The organism is Pseudomonas fluorescens (assembly GCF_902497875.1).
GTDB lineage: Bacteria > Pseudomonadota > Gammaproteobacteria > Pseudomonadales > Pseudomonadaceae > Aquipseudomonas > Aquipseudomonas fluorescens_BR.
In genome coordinates this window covers 95,213-110,010 of record NZ_CABVHY010000022.1, presented here as the reverse complement: position 1 = coordinate 110,010, position 14,798 = coordinate 95,213, and the positions used below count along the sequence as shown (strand labels likewise).

Genomic DNA, 14,798 nt, shown 5'->3' with positions numbered 1-14,798 from the left:
CTGGCAGGCATCAGCGTATTGTTGATGCTCGGTGGCGGTTTCAGCGGCACTGCGCTGGCCCACAACCCGATGTGCGAATGCAAGGAAATCGACGGCGAACAGATCCGCTGCACCGGTGGTTTTTCCGATGGCAGCGGCGCACCGGGGGTAACCCTGGACGTGATCGGCTACGACGAAACCATCCTGCTGCCGGGCAAGCTCGGTGCCGACTCGACGCTGACCTTCAAAAAGCCTGGCGCAGAGTTCTATGTACTGTTCGATGCGGGCCCGGGCCACGTCGTCGAGATCGACCAAGCCGATATCGAGGCCCCATGAGCACGCCGACCACACACGTTGTCCGCCCGGCCGGTGCCGGCCATGAAACCCTCTATGTGCTGCTGTTGTGCCTGATGATTCTGGCGGTGGCCGGTTCGGTGGTCGCCTCGCGCGGCGAAACCCAGACCATCGAAAGCGTCGCAACCCATCAACTCGATGCGCGGCGCGACCTCAGCGCCGCCGAGCAAGGCATCTACGCCGACCTGCGAGTGACCCTCGACGAGATTCAATTGCTGCGCCAGGAACAACAGGCCCTGCCCTCGCCTGAACGACTCGCCGAGGAAGGTTTTGCGCCCTTCGCTCAGGACGCCAGTTCGATCAGCCGTGGCGGCCATGCCTGGAACTTGCTAGAGGCCCAGGCCTACCTCGGTCTCAGCCGGACGCCAGCGGTGGCCGGCTCGTTCCTGATGCGCATCGGCACCACAGAAGGCGCCAGCGCCGACATCTGGCTCAACCGCGACGCGGCGCTCACCGCCCCTGACCCGCTGGACGATCAGGCACTGATCAGTGCCGGTTGGCAGCAAGTGGTCGCGCAATTCGATGCTGGAGTGACTCGTCAGCATCGGCACTGAACCTTCGTATTGATCCGAGAGAAGACCGCTCCCCATGTCTATTTCATCTCAACGCCGCCCGCTGTTGCGGCTGCTGCTGGTCGGCCTGTTCGCCAGCTTTTTCGCCAGTCTGGCCAGCGCCGACCAGGCCAAGCGCCTGCGCATCGGTATCACCCTGCACCCTTATTACAGCTACGTGAGCAATATTGTCGGCGACAAGGCCGAGGTGGTGCCGCTGATTCCTGCCGGCTTCAACCCGCACGCCTACGAGCCGCGCGCCGAGGACATCAAGCGCATCGGCACGCTGGATGTGATCGTGCTCAACGGGGTCGGCCATGACGACTTCGCCGACCGCATGATCGAAGCCAGCGAGCGCCCGGACATCCCGGTGATCGAAGCCAACGCCAACGTGCCGCTGCTGGCCGCCACCGGGACCGCCGCTCGCGGCGCCGGCAAGGTGGTTAATCCGCACACCTTCCTGTCGATCAGCGCCTCCATTGCCCAGGTCAATAACATCGCCCGGGAACTCGGCAAGCTCGATCCGGCCAATGCCAAGACCTACACGCAAAACGCCCGTGCCTATGGCAAACGCCTGCGGCAGATGCGCGCCGACGCCCTGGCCAAGCTGACCAGCGCACCGAATGCCGACCTGCGGGTGGCCACGGTGCATGCCGCCTACGACTATCTGCTGCGCGAGTTCGGCCTGGAAGTGACCGCCGTGGTCGAACCGGCCCATGGCATCGAACCGAGCCCGAGCCAGTTGAAAAAAACCATCGACCAACTGCGTGAGCTGGACGTCAAGGTGATCTTCTCCGAGATGGACTTTCCCTCCAGCTACGTCGACACCATCCAGCGTGAGTCCGGGGTGAAGCTCTACCCGCTGTCGCACATTTCCTACGGCGACTACAGCGCCGAGAAGTACGAAAAGGAAATGACCGGCAACCTCAACACCGTGGTTCGGGCAATCCAGGAGGCTGGCGCATGACCGTTGTCGAAACCCTGGCCGCGCACAGTGTCGGCCCGACCATCGAGTTCGCCGACGTCGACCTGACCCTGGGTCGCACAACGATTCTCGACAAGGTCAGTTTCCAGGTCCTGCCCGGCAGCGTGCACGCCCTGGTCGGCCCCAATGGTGGTGGCAAGAGTTCGCTGATCAAGACTCTGCTCGGGCAGATGCCCCACCAGGGCAAACTGAGCCTGCACTGGCCGAGCGAACCCGGGACTATCGGTTACGTGCCGCAGGCGCTGGAGTTCGATCGCGGCTTGCCAATGACCGTCGACGATTTCATGGCTGCCATGTGCCAGCGCCGCCCGGCCTTTCTTGGCATCAGCCGGCATTACGCGGCGGCCATTGGCGAGGCACTGGAGCGGGTCGGCATGCAGGACAAACGCAAGCGACGGATGGGCGCGCTGTCCGGCGGCGAACGCCAGCGGGTGCTGCTGGCCCAGGGGCTGATCCCCGCGCCGCAGTTGCTGGTGCTCGATGAACCGATGTCGGCCCTCGATGAAGCCGGCATTCAGGTATTCGAACGCCTGCTCGGCGACTGGCGCCAGGCCGGGATCACCGTGCTGTGGATCGAACACGACCTGGAAGCGGTGGGCCGTCTCGCCGACCGTGTCACCGGACTCAACCGCCGTGTGCTGTTCGACGCGGCGCCAAAGCAAGCACTGACGCCGGAGCGGCTGCTGACCCTGTTCTCTACCCATCCGCGTGCCGGACAAGCGACTACCGGGAGTGCCGCCTGATGAGTTACGAAGCCTTTCGTTTGATGATCCAGGGCTGGGCCTCTTCCGGTTATCTGCCTGAAGCACTGGCCTATGGTTTTGTGGTTAACGCGCTGCTCGCCGGCCTGTTGATCGGCCCGGTGCTGGGCGGTCTGGGCACGCTGGTGGTGGTCAAACGCTTCGCGTTTTTCTCCGAAGCGGTGGGTCACGCAGCCCTGACTGGCGTGGCCATCGGCATCCTGCTCGGCGAACCCTACACTGGCCCTTACGGCAGCCTGTTCGGCTACTGCCTGCTGTTCGGCATCCTGCTCAACTACCTGCGCAACCGCACCGGCCTGGCGCCGGACACGCTGATCGGCGTATTCCTTTCGGTGTCCCTGGCCCTGGGTGCGAGCCTGCTGTTGATTCTGGCCGGCAAGATCAACGTGCATATTCTCGAGAACGTACTGTTTGGCTCGGTGCTGACCGTCAACGGCAACGACCTGCTGGTACTGGCCATCGTCGGCACCTTGGTGATGGGCCTGAGCCTGCCGCTGTACAACCGCATCATGCTCGCCAGCTTCAACCCGCAATTGGCGGCAGTGCGTGGGGTGGCGGTGAAAACCCTGGATTACCTGTTCGTGATCCTGGTGACGCTGATCACCGTGGCCGCGGTGAAAGTCATCGGCGCGATTCTGGTGGGTGCGCTGTTGGTGATTCCAGCGGCAGCGGCTCGGCTGTTGAGCCAATCGTTGAAAGGCTTCTTCTGGTGCTCGGTGCTCATCGCAACCGTCAGCACCCTGTGCGGGATCCTCGCGCCGATCGTCTTCGACCTGCCGATCCCGTCCGGCGCGGCGATCATCCTCGTCGCCGGTATCGCCTTCGCCCTGGCCGCCATCGCCCGCGGCACAGTCCCCGCTCTGAAAGGGAATCTCGGATAAATGCACAGCCCCTTGCGTCAACTGACGTTGGCCCTGGCCCTTTGCGGCCTCGGCAACACCTCGCTCCATGCCGCCGCCGACGCCTTCGAGCCGATGCGGCTGCTGGCCAACAATGGCGTGGGCAATACCGCGCTGTTTGCGGCCACCTCGGCTCCTCAGCTACGGGTGCTGGCCGCGCTGCCGATCACCTATGGACTGGGGAAAATCCTGCTGGAAGGCACGGGCATTACCCTGGAACGCGCAGCGCCGGCCAATCTGCCCGGCTCGCGGCAGACCGCCTACTTCACCGGCCGCGGCGCACCGGCTCTGCACAAACTGGCGGTCGAAGCCGACGCGGTGATCGGCCTGCGCTCGCTATGGCCTGACGACCCGCTCTACCCGGTCGCCCGCCGCAGCAACATCCGCATCGTCGAAATCGACGCGGCGCGCCCGGTGGACGGCGGCCTGCCAGGTATCGCCGTGCAACCGGGCCAGGTCGACGGGCTGAACAGCCAACCCTGGATGGCCAGCAACAACATGGGCCGCATGGCCGACGTCATGGCCGCCGACCTGGCGCGCCTGGCGCCCGAGGCCAAACCACGGATCGACGCCAACCTCGCCGCCCTCAAACAGCGGTTGCTCAAGCTCAGCGCCGACAGCGAAGCGCGGTTGGCGAGTGCCGACAATCTGAGCGTGGTGAGTTTGAGCGATCATTTGGGCTATCTGGTCAGCGGGCTGAATCTGGAGCTGATCAAGGTCGATGCACGGGCTGATAACGAATGGACGGCTGAGGCGCTCAAGCAATTGAGTGAGATGCTCAAGGACAATGATGTGGCGATGGTGTTGCATCATCGCCAGCCTTCGGATGAGGTCAAAGCGGCGATCAGCGCTGCTGGTGGTCAGTTGGTTGTGTTGAGTACCGACGGGGCGGATCCGGTGGTTGAGCTTGAGGGCAATGTCGATCAGGTGATCAAGGTGTTGTCCTCCGGGGCATAGGCAGGCAGATCCACCGTGCCATCGTTCATCGCGAGCCTGCTCCGGGCGGCGTTCCGACGATTGCGGTCTGATAGGCGAGGACTTTTCTGACAGGTTTTCGGGGTTGCTTTGGGCACGGTGCGCGGATAATCTTCGCGGGTCGCTGCCCATTCAGCGAACGGGTTTCGCAGCCCTGACCAACTCTAGGCGCACAGCGTCCACCGTCCGAGAGCAGACGCTTTTTTTATGTCTGTCATTTCGTGTTATGGCGGCTGTGCGTGGGAGACCTTCGGGTCTGCCGGGTTCCTAGAGTCCCGGTCTGCGAACCCGCGTACAGCTGCCACCCTATCTTCGTTTCGCAGCGATTCGTGGCAGCTCCACTACTCTAGGAGCTTCACTCATGCACAAAGTCACCCCCAGCCCCCCTGAAATACCCAGCGTTTCTCCCTACGACCCCCTCGATTCCAGCAAGCTTCACGACGCCGCGCAACGTGCCCTCGATCACTATCTGAGGCCGCCAGCCTCGGACGACCCTCCACAGCAGATCTTCGTCGTCGCCCCGAACATCAACACCCAGGCACTGTTGGTCAATGCTTATGAAACCTTCTCTTCGGCAAGCACCTTGGCTCTCGACCTTTCCGATGATCTGGAAGGCAAGCACCGTAACCTGGCGCTGGCGGTTCAGCAGTTGATGGAGTTGGGGTTAATGTTGGTTGGCAAGGCGCTGGATCGAGAGTATTCGGTCAAGCTGTAAGGCCCGGCTTGTCAGTTGGATCAGGTTTGCCGCCAAAAGATCGCAGCCTGCGGCAGCTCCTACGCCGACCGTGTTCAGCCGCGATATGGCAGGTGTACGCAAATCCCCTGTAGAAGCTGCCGCAGGCTGCGATCTTTTGATCTTCAAACGCCGCAAAAAAAGCCCGCTGACCATTCAGGTCCAGCGGGCTTTTTGTCGGGGGCGATCTTCAGTGAGCCACTGCCGCCTGTTCTTCCATCTTCTGGCGCAAGCTCAAGGGGCGCATGTCGGTCCACACCTCTTCGATGTAGGCCAGGCATTCTTTTTTGAAGCCGCTCTTGCCGACGGTGCGCCAGCCTTGGGGGATGGCTTTGTAGTCCGGCCAGATCGAGTACTGCTCCTCGTGGTTGACCACTACCTGAAAGAGGATGTCCTCGCGGTCAAATACTGAAGTCATTGCTTTTCTCCATCGCTGTAGGGGTTGGCGGCGACTAATGCGCAGCCGTTGTGTAGAAGAACGTATCAAGGCTGCGAAAAATTAGAGACTGGCGAGCGCCGCGGGCAGCGCCCTGCCGAAAATCTCCGCGACCTGGTCGATTTCCCCGGCGGTGATCACCAGTGGCGGCAGGAAGCGCACCACGCTGCCGTGGCGCCCGCCCAGTTCGAGGATCAATCCGCGCTTGAGGCATTCGCGTTGCAGCAATGGTGCCAGTTGGGCAAAGGCGGGTGGATGACCTTGGGCATCCAGTGCGCCTGCCGGATCGACCAGCTCCACACCGAGCATCAAGCCGCGGCCGCGGATATCACCCAGCTGTGGGAAATCACGCTGCAGAATCCGCAGGTGTTTACTCAGACGCTCACCCATGGCGCTGGCATGCGCGGCGACGTCGTGTTCCTTGAGATAACGCATCACCGCCGAACCTGCGGCCATGGCCATTTGATTGCCGCGGAAGGTGCCGGCATGGGCTCCGGGCAACCAGGTGTCGAGCCAGTCGCGATACACGACCACCGCCAGCGGCAGGCTGCCGCCAATCGCCTTGGAGAGCACCACCACGTCCGGAATGATGCCCGCGTGTTCGAAGGCAAACATTTTGCCGGTGCGCGCAAACCCGCTCTGGATCTCATCGACGATCAACGCCACGCCAGCCTTCTCGGTGATCCGTCGCAAACCGCGCAGCCAGTCCAGATCGGCCGGAATCACCCCGCCCTCGCCCTGCACCGCTTCAACGATGACTGCCGCCGGCAATTGCACACCGGCTTCAGGGTCGTTCAGCAGGTTTTCCAGGTAATGCAGATTGACCTTCACACCCTGCTCGCCCCCCAGACCGAACGGGCAGCGATAGTCGTAAGGGAATGGCAGGAACTGCACGCCGTTGCTCAACAGCGCGCCCAAGGGCTTTTTCGGCCCCAGGCTGCCCATCAGGCTCAACGCACCCTGGCTCATGCCGTGATAACCGCCCTGGAACGACAGCACCGTGCTGCGTCCGGTGGCGGTGCGCACCAGTTTCAGCGCGGCTTCCACCGCGTCGGTGCCGGTGGGCCCGCAAAACTGGATTTTCGCCTCGCGGGCCAACGCCTGGGGCAACAAACCGAACAAATCCTGCACGAACTGATCCTTTACCGGCGTGGTCAGGTCGAGGGTGTGCAGGGGTAATTCGTCGGTCAGTACCTGCTGGATCGCCTCGATCACCACCGGGTGATTGTGCCCGAGCGCCAGGGTCCCGGCACCGGCCAGGCAATCGATGAAACGGCGGCCTTCGACATCTTCGAGATAAATCCCGCGAGCACGCTTGAGCGCCAGAGGAATACGTCGCGGATAGCTGCGCGCGTTCGATTCCTGCAGGCGTTGGCGCGCCAGCAACGGGGACTCGTTGAACTGATAGAGCGTCTCGCCCGGCACAGGGTTGACCCGAACCGGCTGATCTTCGACAAGACTGGTAACGACTGACATCTCTCCAACCCTCAATACGCTGGTAATAGCGACCCAAAGCGCACAGCTGTCAAACGGGTGCCCGATCCAGGTGCGCTTGCAGGTTTTCCTGTTCTGGAAACGCTCCAGCGCCGCGAGGATTTACACCTTCGGGCGGCTTTCTATGAGGGGGGGCGCCAATGGCTTGTGCATCGGCGTTGCCGTGAGCCCGGCGACCGTGAAGCTTTCAGCCGATTGCCGATACCCCAGCCGAGTATAAAAATCCAGGCTGGTGCGGGTACTGGTGAGCAGTGCCTGGGTCCATCCCTGGCTGCCCAGCCAGGCTTCCAGATCGCCCACCAGGGCCAACCCGGCACCCCGGCGGAACCATTCGGGCTGAACATAACAGAAGGTAATCCGGCCAGAGTCCGCGGCCATGCCGACCCCGACCGGTTTGTCGTGAAGCAGCGCGATATTCAGGTATCGCCGCCGGTCGGCCAGCCAGGGCTGCACATGATCGACGGTCTTGTTGCGGGTCCAGGCAGCGACAATTTGCGGGTTATTGCGATGATCGATCGCACAACCGACTTTGATCGAACATTGAAGTATCCGGCTGATAATTCCGGCGTCGGCGGGCCCTGCCTTGCAGATTTCTATCGGTGCATCCATGGCGCTATAACCTCAATCCATTGGGTTCGGCGCGGTGGACATTACCGTCACCGGAGCCGCAATAGCGAATGGATTGAGGTTACATTTCTTGTGTGAGCACTGTACCTGTGGCGAGGGAGCTTGCTCCCGCTGGGGCGCGAAGCGGCCCTGAAACCTGCAATCACATTTCGTCATGCACACCGCATTTACAGGTTTTACGACTGCTGCGCAGCCGAACGGGGGCAAGCCCCCTCGCCACAGGGTTTGCGTTTGTGGCGGCCTCTTTCTTAGCTGACTGCCTGCAACGGCATGGTCAGCTCGACCCGCAGGCCATCGGGCCGGCTGTCGAAATGCAGGGCACAGCCACACCGCTGAACAATCGCCTGAACAATCGCCAGGCCCAGGCCACAGCCGGTGCTCTTGCCGTTGCGCCAGAAGCGTTGAGTCAGGTGCTGCAGGTCGTCCTGAGCAATGCCGGGGCCATGGTCGCGAACCTGGAAACGTACCCGGTTGCCGAAGGTTTCCAGGCGCAGCTCGACCGCCGCATCGTCCGGAGTGTGGCGCAAGGCGTTGTCCAGCAGGTTGCGCAAGGCGGCGATCGACAGTACCGAGGGCATTTCAACCGGTGCTGAAGAGACGTCGTCGGGCACATGCAATTTGATCCGCTGACGATCACCGCTGGCCGCATCCTGGATGGCCAGCCGCGCCACCTGCTCGGCGTTGCATTGCACGCCGTCTTCGAACGACAGGCTGCCTTCGACCCGGGCCAGCAGCAAGAGCTGCTCCAGGGTTCGGTGCAAACGGTCAGCGCCTTCTTCAGCCCGGGCCAGGGATTGATCCCGCGCCGCGCCCTCGGTCATCCGCGCCACTTGCAGGTGAGTCTTGATTGCCGTTAGCGGACTACGCAGTTCGTGAGCGGCATCACCGGTCAGGCGGCGCTCACGCTCGATGGCCTTGCCGATCCGCTGAAACAACTGATTCTGGGTATCGAGCAGAGGTTGCAACTCGCTGGGCAGCTGGATCTGCAAGGGCTCAAGCGAATCGGCGCTACGCCGCATCAAGGCATCGCGCATGCGATTGAGCGGCACCAGGCCCTGGCCGATACCCAGCCAGAGCAGGCACAGGCAACCCAGCAAGGCCACCCCCACTGGCACCGACGCCGCCAGCAGCACCGAGAGGTTCAGCGCCTCACGCTCGACCTGACGGTCCGCGGTGGTAATGCGTAAATCGCCACGAGCCAGGGTAAAGCTGCGCCAGCGCGCACCGTCGATTTCCTGATCATGGAAGCCCATTTTCTCGGCTTCCAGTTTCTGCTCCGGGGTGCTGTGGCTGCGGGCCAGAATTTCGCCGCGCAAGGAGCTGACCTGACAGGCCATGCCACCAGGAATATTGAGCTGCTCGGCACTCAGGTGGGTGCCATCGCCGTTGCTCGGCAAGGCCGGCAGTTGCTCCAGCAAGCCGGCGACCATACGTGCCGAAGCCACCAGCCGCTGGTCGAGGGAAAACATCATCTGATTGCGCAGGTCACTGAGCATCCAGGCGGCCGCCAATGCCCAGATCAGCGCAAAGGCCACGCCCAGGGTCAGGCTCAGACGCAAACGCAGACTCATCACGGTTATTGCTTCCCACCATCCGCCGGTCCCAGGCGATAACCCAGGCCGCGCACGGTTTCGACGATACCGTTACCGAGTTTGCGCCGCAGGTGGTGGATATGCACGTTGAGGGCGTTGCTTTCCAATTCATCGTTGAAGCCGTATACGCTGTCTTTCAACTGCTCGCTGGACAGCACGCGGCCACGGTTGTGCAGCAACGCCTGCAACAGCGACTGCTCACGCCGAGACAGGTCCACCGGCTGACCGGCCAAAAAGGTTTCCCTACTGCTGGGGTTGTAGGTCAGGCGCCCGTGCTCGATCAGATTGACGCTGCGTCCGGCGACCCGGCGCAACAGGGTGTGCAGACGGGCGGCCAATTCGCGCAGGTCAAAGGGTTTGAGCAGGTAATCGTCGGCACCGGCCTGCAAGCCGTCGACCCGATCCATTACCGAGTCGCGCGCGGTGAGAATCAGCACGGGTAGCTCCAGCCCTTGATGACGCAGCTGCTGCAATAGCTTCAGGCCGTCTTCGTCCGGCAGGCCGAGGTCAAGCACCATCACGTCGAACTCGGCCACACGCAGCATCGCCCGCGCGGCCGCCGCCGTGGCGACGTGCTCCACCGTCAGCCCCTGGGCGGTGAGACCGGCAACGATGCCGCTGGCAATCAGCTCATCATCTTCACAGACGAGTACGTGCATGGTGAGACCTGTAGAAAAGCGTTGATTAAGAACGCTGCGGATTAACCGGGGATTATGCCTTGGGCCAGCGACTGCTGTCTTTTCTCAAAGACTGGCGGCGTGCCCTATATATGTAACGCCCCCCTCCTTCCTGCGTGAATAACCTGTGTTGCGTACCACCCAACTTATCCATCAACACAGGCATTGACTATGTATACGCACTCAGACGCTTTGACGACGCTGTTCAATTTGCTCAACACACTGACCACGCTGATTACCCAATTGACTGATCAGCAGAAAGCCGCCAGAAAAAGGGGGCTGGAACTGTACCACCTGGGGGAATACCGGGACTCGGAGGCCTATTTGATTATTGCTGCCAGCGCGGGAGATCGTGAATCGCAGTTCTCTTTAGGTGAAGTCCTCAAGCGACGCAATGGCAGCGTCACGGCGGACGCCAAAAAATGGTACGCACTTGCAGCGGCTCAGGGCGACGTCTATGCCTTGCTGCGATTGGCTGATGAAGCGTCCTTGCAGCAAGCTAAAGAGCTTGCGCAAGAACGTGCCGATAACGGCGATGGCGAAGCCATGCTGCAGCTGTATGAAATGACCAAAGATATTGCCTGGCTGCAAAAATCTGCTGAAGCAGGCTTTCATGAAGGGCAATACATTCTTGCAATGGTGTATGACAAAGACCACACCCTCATTGCGGATGATAGTGAACGCAGATCCACTATCGATGACTGGTTGAAACGTGCTGCCGAGGCGGGATTTTCGCGAGCGATGCACTGGTACAGCAATCGCCCACCCATCAGCCAAAACCTTCCTGCCAGGCGAGAATGGGTTATAAAAAGAGCGCAGTTGAACGATCTCAATGGGGTGCTCAACTACGGGTATGGGCTTAGTGGTATCTATGAGGATGACGACGGCGTCGATAACGAATATGGCTTTGAGAAGGATCTGATCAAAGGTTATGGTCTCGTTTGGCTGGTACTGGACACCACTCGGGAATTTACGCAATACAGCAGCGCCTCAGACAATCTTTCGATCATCGCGGCAGAAATGACTACCCCACAGATAGAGGCCGGCAAAGCGTTTGCCCAAGAGTGGAAGCGTACTCACCCCGCGATGTCGGAATTCAGATTGACCTACAGCGAGCTTCGATAATCCACGGGGACGATTCGCGCTGCGAATCTTGAATTTCAGCGCGAATCAGTCTTGGAAATGAATCCGTCCTTCTCGTTAACACCCGGTTAATCCGTAGCCTTCATCGTGCTCGGCAATTGCAATTCTTTAAGGCTTTGTCGATGCGTAGTTATTTTATTTTGCTGTTCTGGTTGTTTGCCAGCCTTGCTCAGGCACAGCCCGGCAACAATCCGTTCGAAACCAAAGCCGATTTTCTCCCGGTCGGCAAAGCCTTCTCGTTCACCTCCGAACGACTTGAGTCGGGTGAAACCCAACTTTTCTGGCAAATTGCCGACGGCTATTACCTGTACCAGCAACGGATGAAATTCGATGGTCTGGCCGATGCCGACAAACCGTCGTTGCCTGAGGGCGAAGCCCACAGCGATGAGTTCTTCGGCGAGCAACAGGTCTATCGCCAAGGCCTGGAGTTGCGGATCCCGGCGGGAGCCAGTGGCCAGATCAAGGTCGGTTTTCAGGGCTGCGCCGATGCCGGCTTGTGTTATCCGCCGCAAACCGAGGTGGTCGATCTGGGTGGCAGCACGACGCTGGCAAATGCAACGCAAGCGCCGGATCAAGCACTGGCCAGCGGCCTGCAACAACGGGCGCTGGGCTGGAGCCTGCTGGTGTTCTTCGGCCTGGGGCTGCTGCTGGCGTTCACCCCTTGCTCATTGCCGATGTTGCCGATTCTGGCCGGGCTGGTTGTCGGCAGTGGCGCCAGCCCAGGACGTGGTTTTTTCCTGGCCGGCAGTTATGTGGTGAGCATGGCGCTGGTATACGCCGCGATGGGCGTGCTTGCCGCCCTGCTCGGGGCCAACCTGCCGGCACTGTTGCAGCAACCCTGGCTGCTGGGCAGTTTCGCCGCGGTGTTCGTGCTGCTGTCATTACCGATGTTCGGTTTTTTTGAGCTGCAATTGCCGGTCGCCTTGCGTGATCGCCTGGAAGGCGTCGGGCGCACCCGCCGCGGTGGCAGCTTGATCGGCGCCGGCGTGCTTGGGGCCTTGTCCGGTCTGCTGGTGGGCCCGTGCATGACCGCGCCGCTGGCCGGTGCCTTGCTGTACATCGCCCAGAGCGGAAATGCCTTGCATGGCGGCTTGATCCTGTTCGTCATGGGTATCGGCATTGGCGTGCCATTGTTGCTGCTGGTCACGGTCGGCAATCGCTTCCTGCCCAAACCCGGCAGCTGGATGAACCTGCTCAAGGGCATCTTCGGCTTCCTGTTCCTCGGCACCGCGATCCTGATGCTTCGCCCGGTGCTCGATGAGTCGCTGTGGATTGGCTTGTGGGGCGCGTTGCTGCTGGTCATGGCCTATGCCGGCTGGCAGCAAGCTGCCGGTTTCAGTCGCTCCACCCATGTGTTTGGCGCCAGTTCGCTGCTGTTCGGGCTATGGGGCAGTATGTTGCTGATCGGTGCCGCTGGCGGTAGCGATGATCTGTGGAAACCGTTGCAGGTCTATACCGCGACGCGTGCCGGTGCCGTCACAGGGCCGACGGCACACGATGCGTTTACCAGCGTCAAAGACCCTGCGGCATTGCAACGCGAATTGGACAGCGCCAGGGCCCAGGGAAAATGGGTGCTGCTCGACTACTACGCTGACTGGTGCGTGTCGTGCAAAATCATGGAAAAACAGGTATTCGGCAAGGCTCACGTACTGCAAGCCCTGACAGACGTGCACCTGGTGCGCCTCGATGTCACCGCCGACAACGCCGCCAGCCGCGAACTGCTCAGCCGCTATAAAGTACCCGGACCACCGAGCCTGCTGTGGATCGGCCCGGATGGCGAAGAACGCCGCAGCCAACGCATCACTGGCGAGGTCGATGCCGCAGGCTTCCTGCAACGCTGGACTATCACTCGGGACGCCCGTTGATGTTGACCTTTACCATCGGCACTTTTGCCATCGCGCTCAACCACCTGTTGCTGATCAGTGCCCTGATACTGGCCACGCTGGTCGGCTGGAGGATGGCCAAGCGCGGTGGCGAGAACCCCGAATCGGTCCTGTTCAGCCTGTTTCTGCTGGGGATGCTGGCCGCTCGTGTGGGGTTCGTCCTCGCTTACTGGACCCACTACCGCGATGACCTGTGGCAGATCATCGATCTGCGCGACGGTGGTTTTCTGGCCTGGCCGGGCGTCATCGTCCTGCTGCTCGGTGCAGTGCTCTGGTGCTGGCGCCGGCCAGCACTTCGCCGCCCGTTGGGTGCGGGTGTAGTCAGCGGTCTGCTGTTCTGGCTGTTGGCGAGCTTTTCCCTGACTATCTACGAGCAAGGCACTCGTCTGCCCGAGATCGCACTGCGCAATGCCAACGGAGAAACCGTGCAACTGAGTGACTATCAGGGCGGGCCACTGGTGATCAACCTCTGGGCCACCTGGTGCCCGCCTTGCAGGCGGGAAATGCCTGTACTGGAGAACGCCCAGCAGCAACGCCCGGATCTGACCTTCCTGTTCGTCAACCAGGCCGAAAGCATGCAAAGCGTCAGCACCTTTCTCGAGACCCAGGGCCTGAGCCTGTCAAACGTGCTGTTCGATGGCAGCGGTCGATTGGGTCAGGCCGTCGGTTCCATGGCGTTGCCGACTACGCTGTTCTATAGCAACGACGGTCGCTTGCTGGGCAGCCATCTGGGAGAGCTGTCGGAAGCCAGCCTGGCCCGCGCACTGGAAAACTTTGATACCCCGAATCCGACCTCGGCCACGCACACCGCCCCTTCAAGGAAATCGCCATGCCCCGCCTCCGCCACCTGCTGACCCTGACGCTGGGCGCCGCCCTGCTGCACCTGCCGTCGGTACAGGCTGAAGAATTGCCCGAAGCGATCAAGAAGATCGAAGCCAAGGGCGCCAAAATCGTCGGCAGCTTTGACGCACCTGATGGCTTGCGTGGCTATGCGGCGCAGTACCAGAACCGCGGCATGGCGTTGTACCTGACCCCGGACGGCAAGCACGTGCTGCTCGGCAATCTGTACGATGCCGAGGGCAAGGACCTGACCCAGGAGCCGTTGCAAAAGCTGGTCTACGCACCGATGGCCAAGGAAATCTGGGGCAAGATGGACGCCAGCAACTGGATCGCCGACGGCAGCAAGGATGCACCGCGCATCGTCTACCTGTTCAGCGACCCCAACTGCCAGTACTGCAACATGTTCTGGCAACAGGCCCGACCGTGGGTGAAAGCCGGTAAGGTCCAGCTGCGGCACATCATGGTTGGCATCATCCGCGAGGATAGCCCGGGCAAATCCGCCGCCTTGCTGGCCAGCAAGGACCCGCAGAAAGCCCTTGCCGACCACGAAAAATCCGGCCAAAGCGGCGCGCTGAAACCGCTGACGACTATCCCCGAAGCCATCCAGGCCAAACTCGCCGCCAACATGCAGCTGATGGAAGACCTGGAACTGGCCGCCACTCCGGCGATTTTCTATATGGACGACAAGGGCGAGTTGCAACAACAGCAAGGGGCGCCGTCGCCGGACAAGCTGTTGAAGATTCTCGGACCGAAGTGAAGATCTGCGTCGCCTGAGCGGACGCTATCGCGAGCAAGCTCGCTCCCACAGGGTTCAGTGAGGATCACAAAAAAGTGATTTCACCGAGGACCATTGTGGGAGCGAGCTTGCT

At 61.4% G+C, this 14,798-nt stretch carries 16 protein-coding genes; 11 read left to right on the top strand and 5 right to left on the bottom strand.

Features of this window, described 5'->3' with window-relative positions:
• The first annotated feature begins 24 nt into the window (after positions 1–24).
• From F8N85_RS21515 to F8N85_RS21480, 7 genes are all read left to right on the top strand, one after another.
• Positions 25–315, top strand: coding sequence for a hypothetical protein (locus F8N85_RS21515; RefSeq protein ID WP_191636231.1), 291 nt, complete (start codon positions 25–27; stop codon positions 313–315).
• Positions 312–887, top strand: coding sequence for a DUF6162 family protein (locus F8N85_RS21510; protein ID WP_150805540.1), 576 nt, complete (start codon positions 312–314; stop codon positions 885–887). The genes F8N85_RS21515 and F8N85_RS21510 overlap by 4 nt, the downstream gene beginning before the upstream one ends.
• A 34-nt stretch (positions 888–921) precedes the next feature.
• Complete coding sequence (locus tag F8N85_RS21505) at positions 922–1,851, top strand: metal ABC transporter substrate-binding protein (protein ID WP_150805539.1); 930 nt, start codon at positions 922–924, stop codon at positions 1,849–1,851.
• Complete coding sequence (locus tag F8N85_RS21500) at positions 1,848–2,612, top strand: metal ABC transporter ATP-binding protein (RefSeq protein ID WP_150805538.1); 765 nt, start codon at positions 1,848–1,850, stop codon at positions 2,610–2,612. The genes F8N85_RS21505 and F8N85_RS21500 overlap by 4 nt, the downstream gene beginning before the upstream one ends.
• Positions 2,612–3,511, top strand: coding sequence for a metal ABC transporter permease (locus tag F8N85_RS21495; RefSeq protein WP_150805537.1), 900 nt, complete (start codon positions 2,612–2,614; stop codon positions 3,509–3,511). Before F8N85_RS21500 ends, F8N85_RS21495 begins: the two co-directional genes overlap by 1 nt.
• Entirely contained in the window at positions 3,512–4,486 is a 975-nt protein-coding gene (locus F8N85_RS21490; protein WP_150805536.1) for a metal ABC transporter solute-binding protein, Zn/Mn family, read from the top strand.
• Between the two features lie 379 nt (positions 4,487–4,865).
• Positions 4,866–5,219 (top strand): DUF6124 family protein, encoded by a 354-nt coding sequence (locus F8N85_RS21480; protein ID WP_150805534.1) that lies wholly within the window; start codon positions 4,866–4,868, stop codon positions 5,217–5,219.
• A gap of 208 nt (positions 5,220–5,427) precedes the next feature.
• Here F8N85_RS21480 and F8N85_RS21475 read toward each other — a convergent pair whose 3' ends face one another.
• From F8N85_RS21475 to F8N85_RS21450, 5 genes are all read right to left on the bottom strand, one after another.
• Positions 5,428–5,655 carry an MbtH family protein gene (locus F8N85_RS21475; RefSeq protein ID WP_150805533.1) on the bottom strand — a complete coding sequence of 76 codons (228 nt, stop codon included), beginning with the start codon at positions 5,653–5,655 and terminating at the stop codon, positions 5,428–5,430.
• Between the two features lie 81 nt (positions 5,656–5,736).
• Complete coding sequence (locus F8N85_RS21470; protein WP_150805532.1) at positions 5,737–7,149, bottom strand: aspartate aminotransferase family protein; 1,413 nt, start codon at positions 7,147–7,149, stop codon at positions 5,737–5,739.
• Positions 7,150–7,269: 120 nt separating this feature from the next.
• Positions 7,270–7,776 carry a GNAT family N-acetyltransferase gene (locus F8N85_RS21465; RefSeq protein WP_150805531.1) on the bottom strand — a complete coding sequence of 169 codons (507 nt, stop codon included), beginning with the start codon at positions 7,774–7,776 and terminating at the stop codon, positions 7,270–7,272.
• Between the two features lie 266 nt (positions 7,777–8,042).
• Positions 8,043–9,368, bottom strand: coding sequence for an ATP-binding protein (locus F8N85_RS21455; RefSeq protein ID WP_191636229.1), 1,326 nt, complete (start codon positions 9,366–9,368; stop codon positions 8,043–8,045).
• Between the two features lie 2 nt (positions 9,369–9,370).
• Complete coding sequence (locus F8N85_RS21450) at positions 9,371–10,045, bottom strand: response regulator transcription factor (protein WP_150805529.1); 675 nt, start codon at positions 10,043–10,045, stop codon at positions 9,371–9,373.
• A gap of 189 nt (positions 10,046–10,234) precedes the next feature.
• On the opposite strand from F8N85_RS21450, the gene F8N85_RS21445 reads away from it, so the two are divergent.
• The 4 genes from F8N85_RS21445 (at position 10,235) to dsbG (ending at position 14,686) form a co-directional block, all read left to right on the top strand.
• The gene (locus tag F8N85_RS21445; protein WP_150805528.1) at positions 10,235–11,188 is read left to right on the top strand and encodes a tetratricopeptide repeat protein; all 954 of its coding nucleotides are present in this window, start codon (positions 10,235–10,237) and stop codon (positions 11,186–11,188) included.
• 140 nt (positions 11,189–11,328) lie between these two features.
• Entirely contained in the window at positions 11,329–13,071 is a 1,743-nt protein-coding gene (dsbD, locus tag F8N85_RS21440; protein ID WP_150805527.1) for a protein-disulfide reductase DsbD, read from the top strand.
• Positions 13,071–13,943 carry a TlpA disulfide reductase family protein gene (locus F8N85_RS21435; RefSeq protein WP_150805526.1) on the top strand — a complete coding sequence of 291 codons (873 nt, stop codon included), beginning with the start codon at positions 13,071–13,073 and terminating at the stop codon, positions 13,941–13,943. The genes dsbD and F8N85_RS21435 overlap by 1 nt, the downstream gene beginning before the upstream one ends.
• Positions 13,919–14,686 (top strand): thiol:disulfide interchange protein DsbG, encoded by a 768-nt coding sequence (gene dsbG / locus F8N85_RS21430; RefSeq protein WP_150805525.1) that lies wholly within the window; start codon positions 13,919–13,921, stop codon positions 14,684–14,686. Before F8N85_RS21435 ends, dsbG begins: the two co-directional genes overlap by 25 nt.
• Positions 14,687–14,798: the final 112 nt, after the last annotated feature.

Excerpts from the sequence above, each read along its gene's own strand:
- F8N85_RS21515 (WP_191636231.1), top strand. The coding sequence starts at position 25 with ATGCTCGGTGGCGGTTTCAGCGGCACTGCGCTGGCCCACAACCCGATG.
- F8N85_RS21510 (WP_150805540.1), top strand. The coding sequence starts at position 312 with ATGAGCACGCCGACCACACACGTTGTCCGCCCGGCCGGTGCCGGCCAT.
- F8N85_RS21505 (WP_150805539.1), top strand. The coding sequence starts at position 922 with ATGTCTATTTCATCTCAACGCCGCCCGCTGTTGCGGCTGCTGCTGGTC.
- F8N85_RS21500 (WP_150805538.1), top strand. The coding sequence starts at position 1,848 with ATGACCGTTGTCGAAACCCTGGCCGCGCACAGTGTCGGCCCGACCATC.
- F8N85_RS21495 (WP_150805537.1), top strand. The coding sequence starts at position 2,612 with ATGAGTTACGAAGCCTTTCGTTTGATGATCCAGGGCTGGGCCTCTTCC.
- F8N85_RS21490 (WP_150805536.1), top strand. The coding sequence starts at position 3,512 with ATGCACAGCCCCTTGCGTCAACTGACGTTGGCCCTGGCCCTTTGCGGC.
- F8N85_RS21480 (WP_150805534.1), top strand. The coding sequence starts at position 4,866 with ATGCACAAAGTCACCCCCAGCCCCCCTGAAATACCCAGCGTTTCTCCC.
- F8N85_RS21475 (WP_150805533.1), bottom strand. The coding sequence starts at position 5,655 with ATGACTTCAGTATTTGACCGCGAGGACATCCTCTTTCAGGTAGTGGTC.
- F8N85_RS21470 (WP_150805532.1), bottom strand. The coding sequence starts at position 7,149 with ATGTCAGTCGTTACCAGTCTTGTCGAAGATCAGCCGGTTCGGGTCAAC.
- F8N85_RS21465 (WP_150805531.1), bottom strand. The coding sequence starts at position 7,776 with ATGGATGCACCGATAGAAATCTGCAAGGCAGGGCCCGCCGACGCCGGA.
- F8N85_RS21450 (WP_150805529.1), bottom strand. The coding sequence starts at position 10,045 with ATGCACGTACTCGTCTGTGAAGATGATGAGCTGATTGCCAGCGGCATC.
- F8N85_RS21445 (WP_150805528.1), top strand. The coding sequence starts at position 10,235 with ATGTATACGCACTCAGACGCTTTGACGACGCTGTTCAATTTGCTCAAC.
- dsbD (WP_150805527.1), top strand. The coding sequence starts at position 11,329 with ATGCGTAGTTATTTTATTTTGCTGTTCTGGTTGTTTGCCAGCCTTGCT.
- F8N85_RS21435 (WP_150805526.1), top strand. The coding sequence starts at position 13,071 with ATGTTGACCTTTACCATCGGCACTTTTGCCATCGCGCTCAACCACCTG.
- dsbG (WP_150805525.1), top strand. The coding sequence starts at position 13,919 with ATGCCCCGCCTCCGCCACCTGCTGACCCTGACGCTGGGCGCCGCCCTG.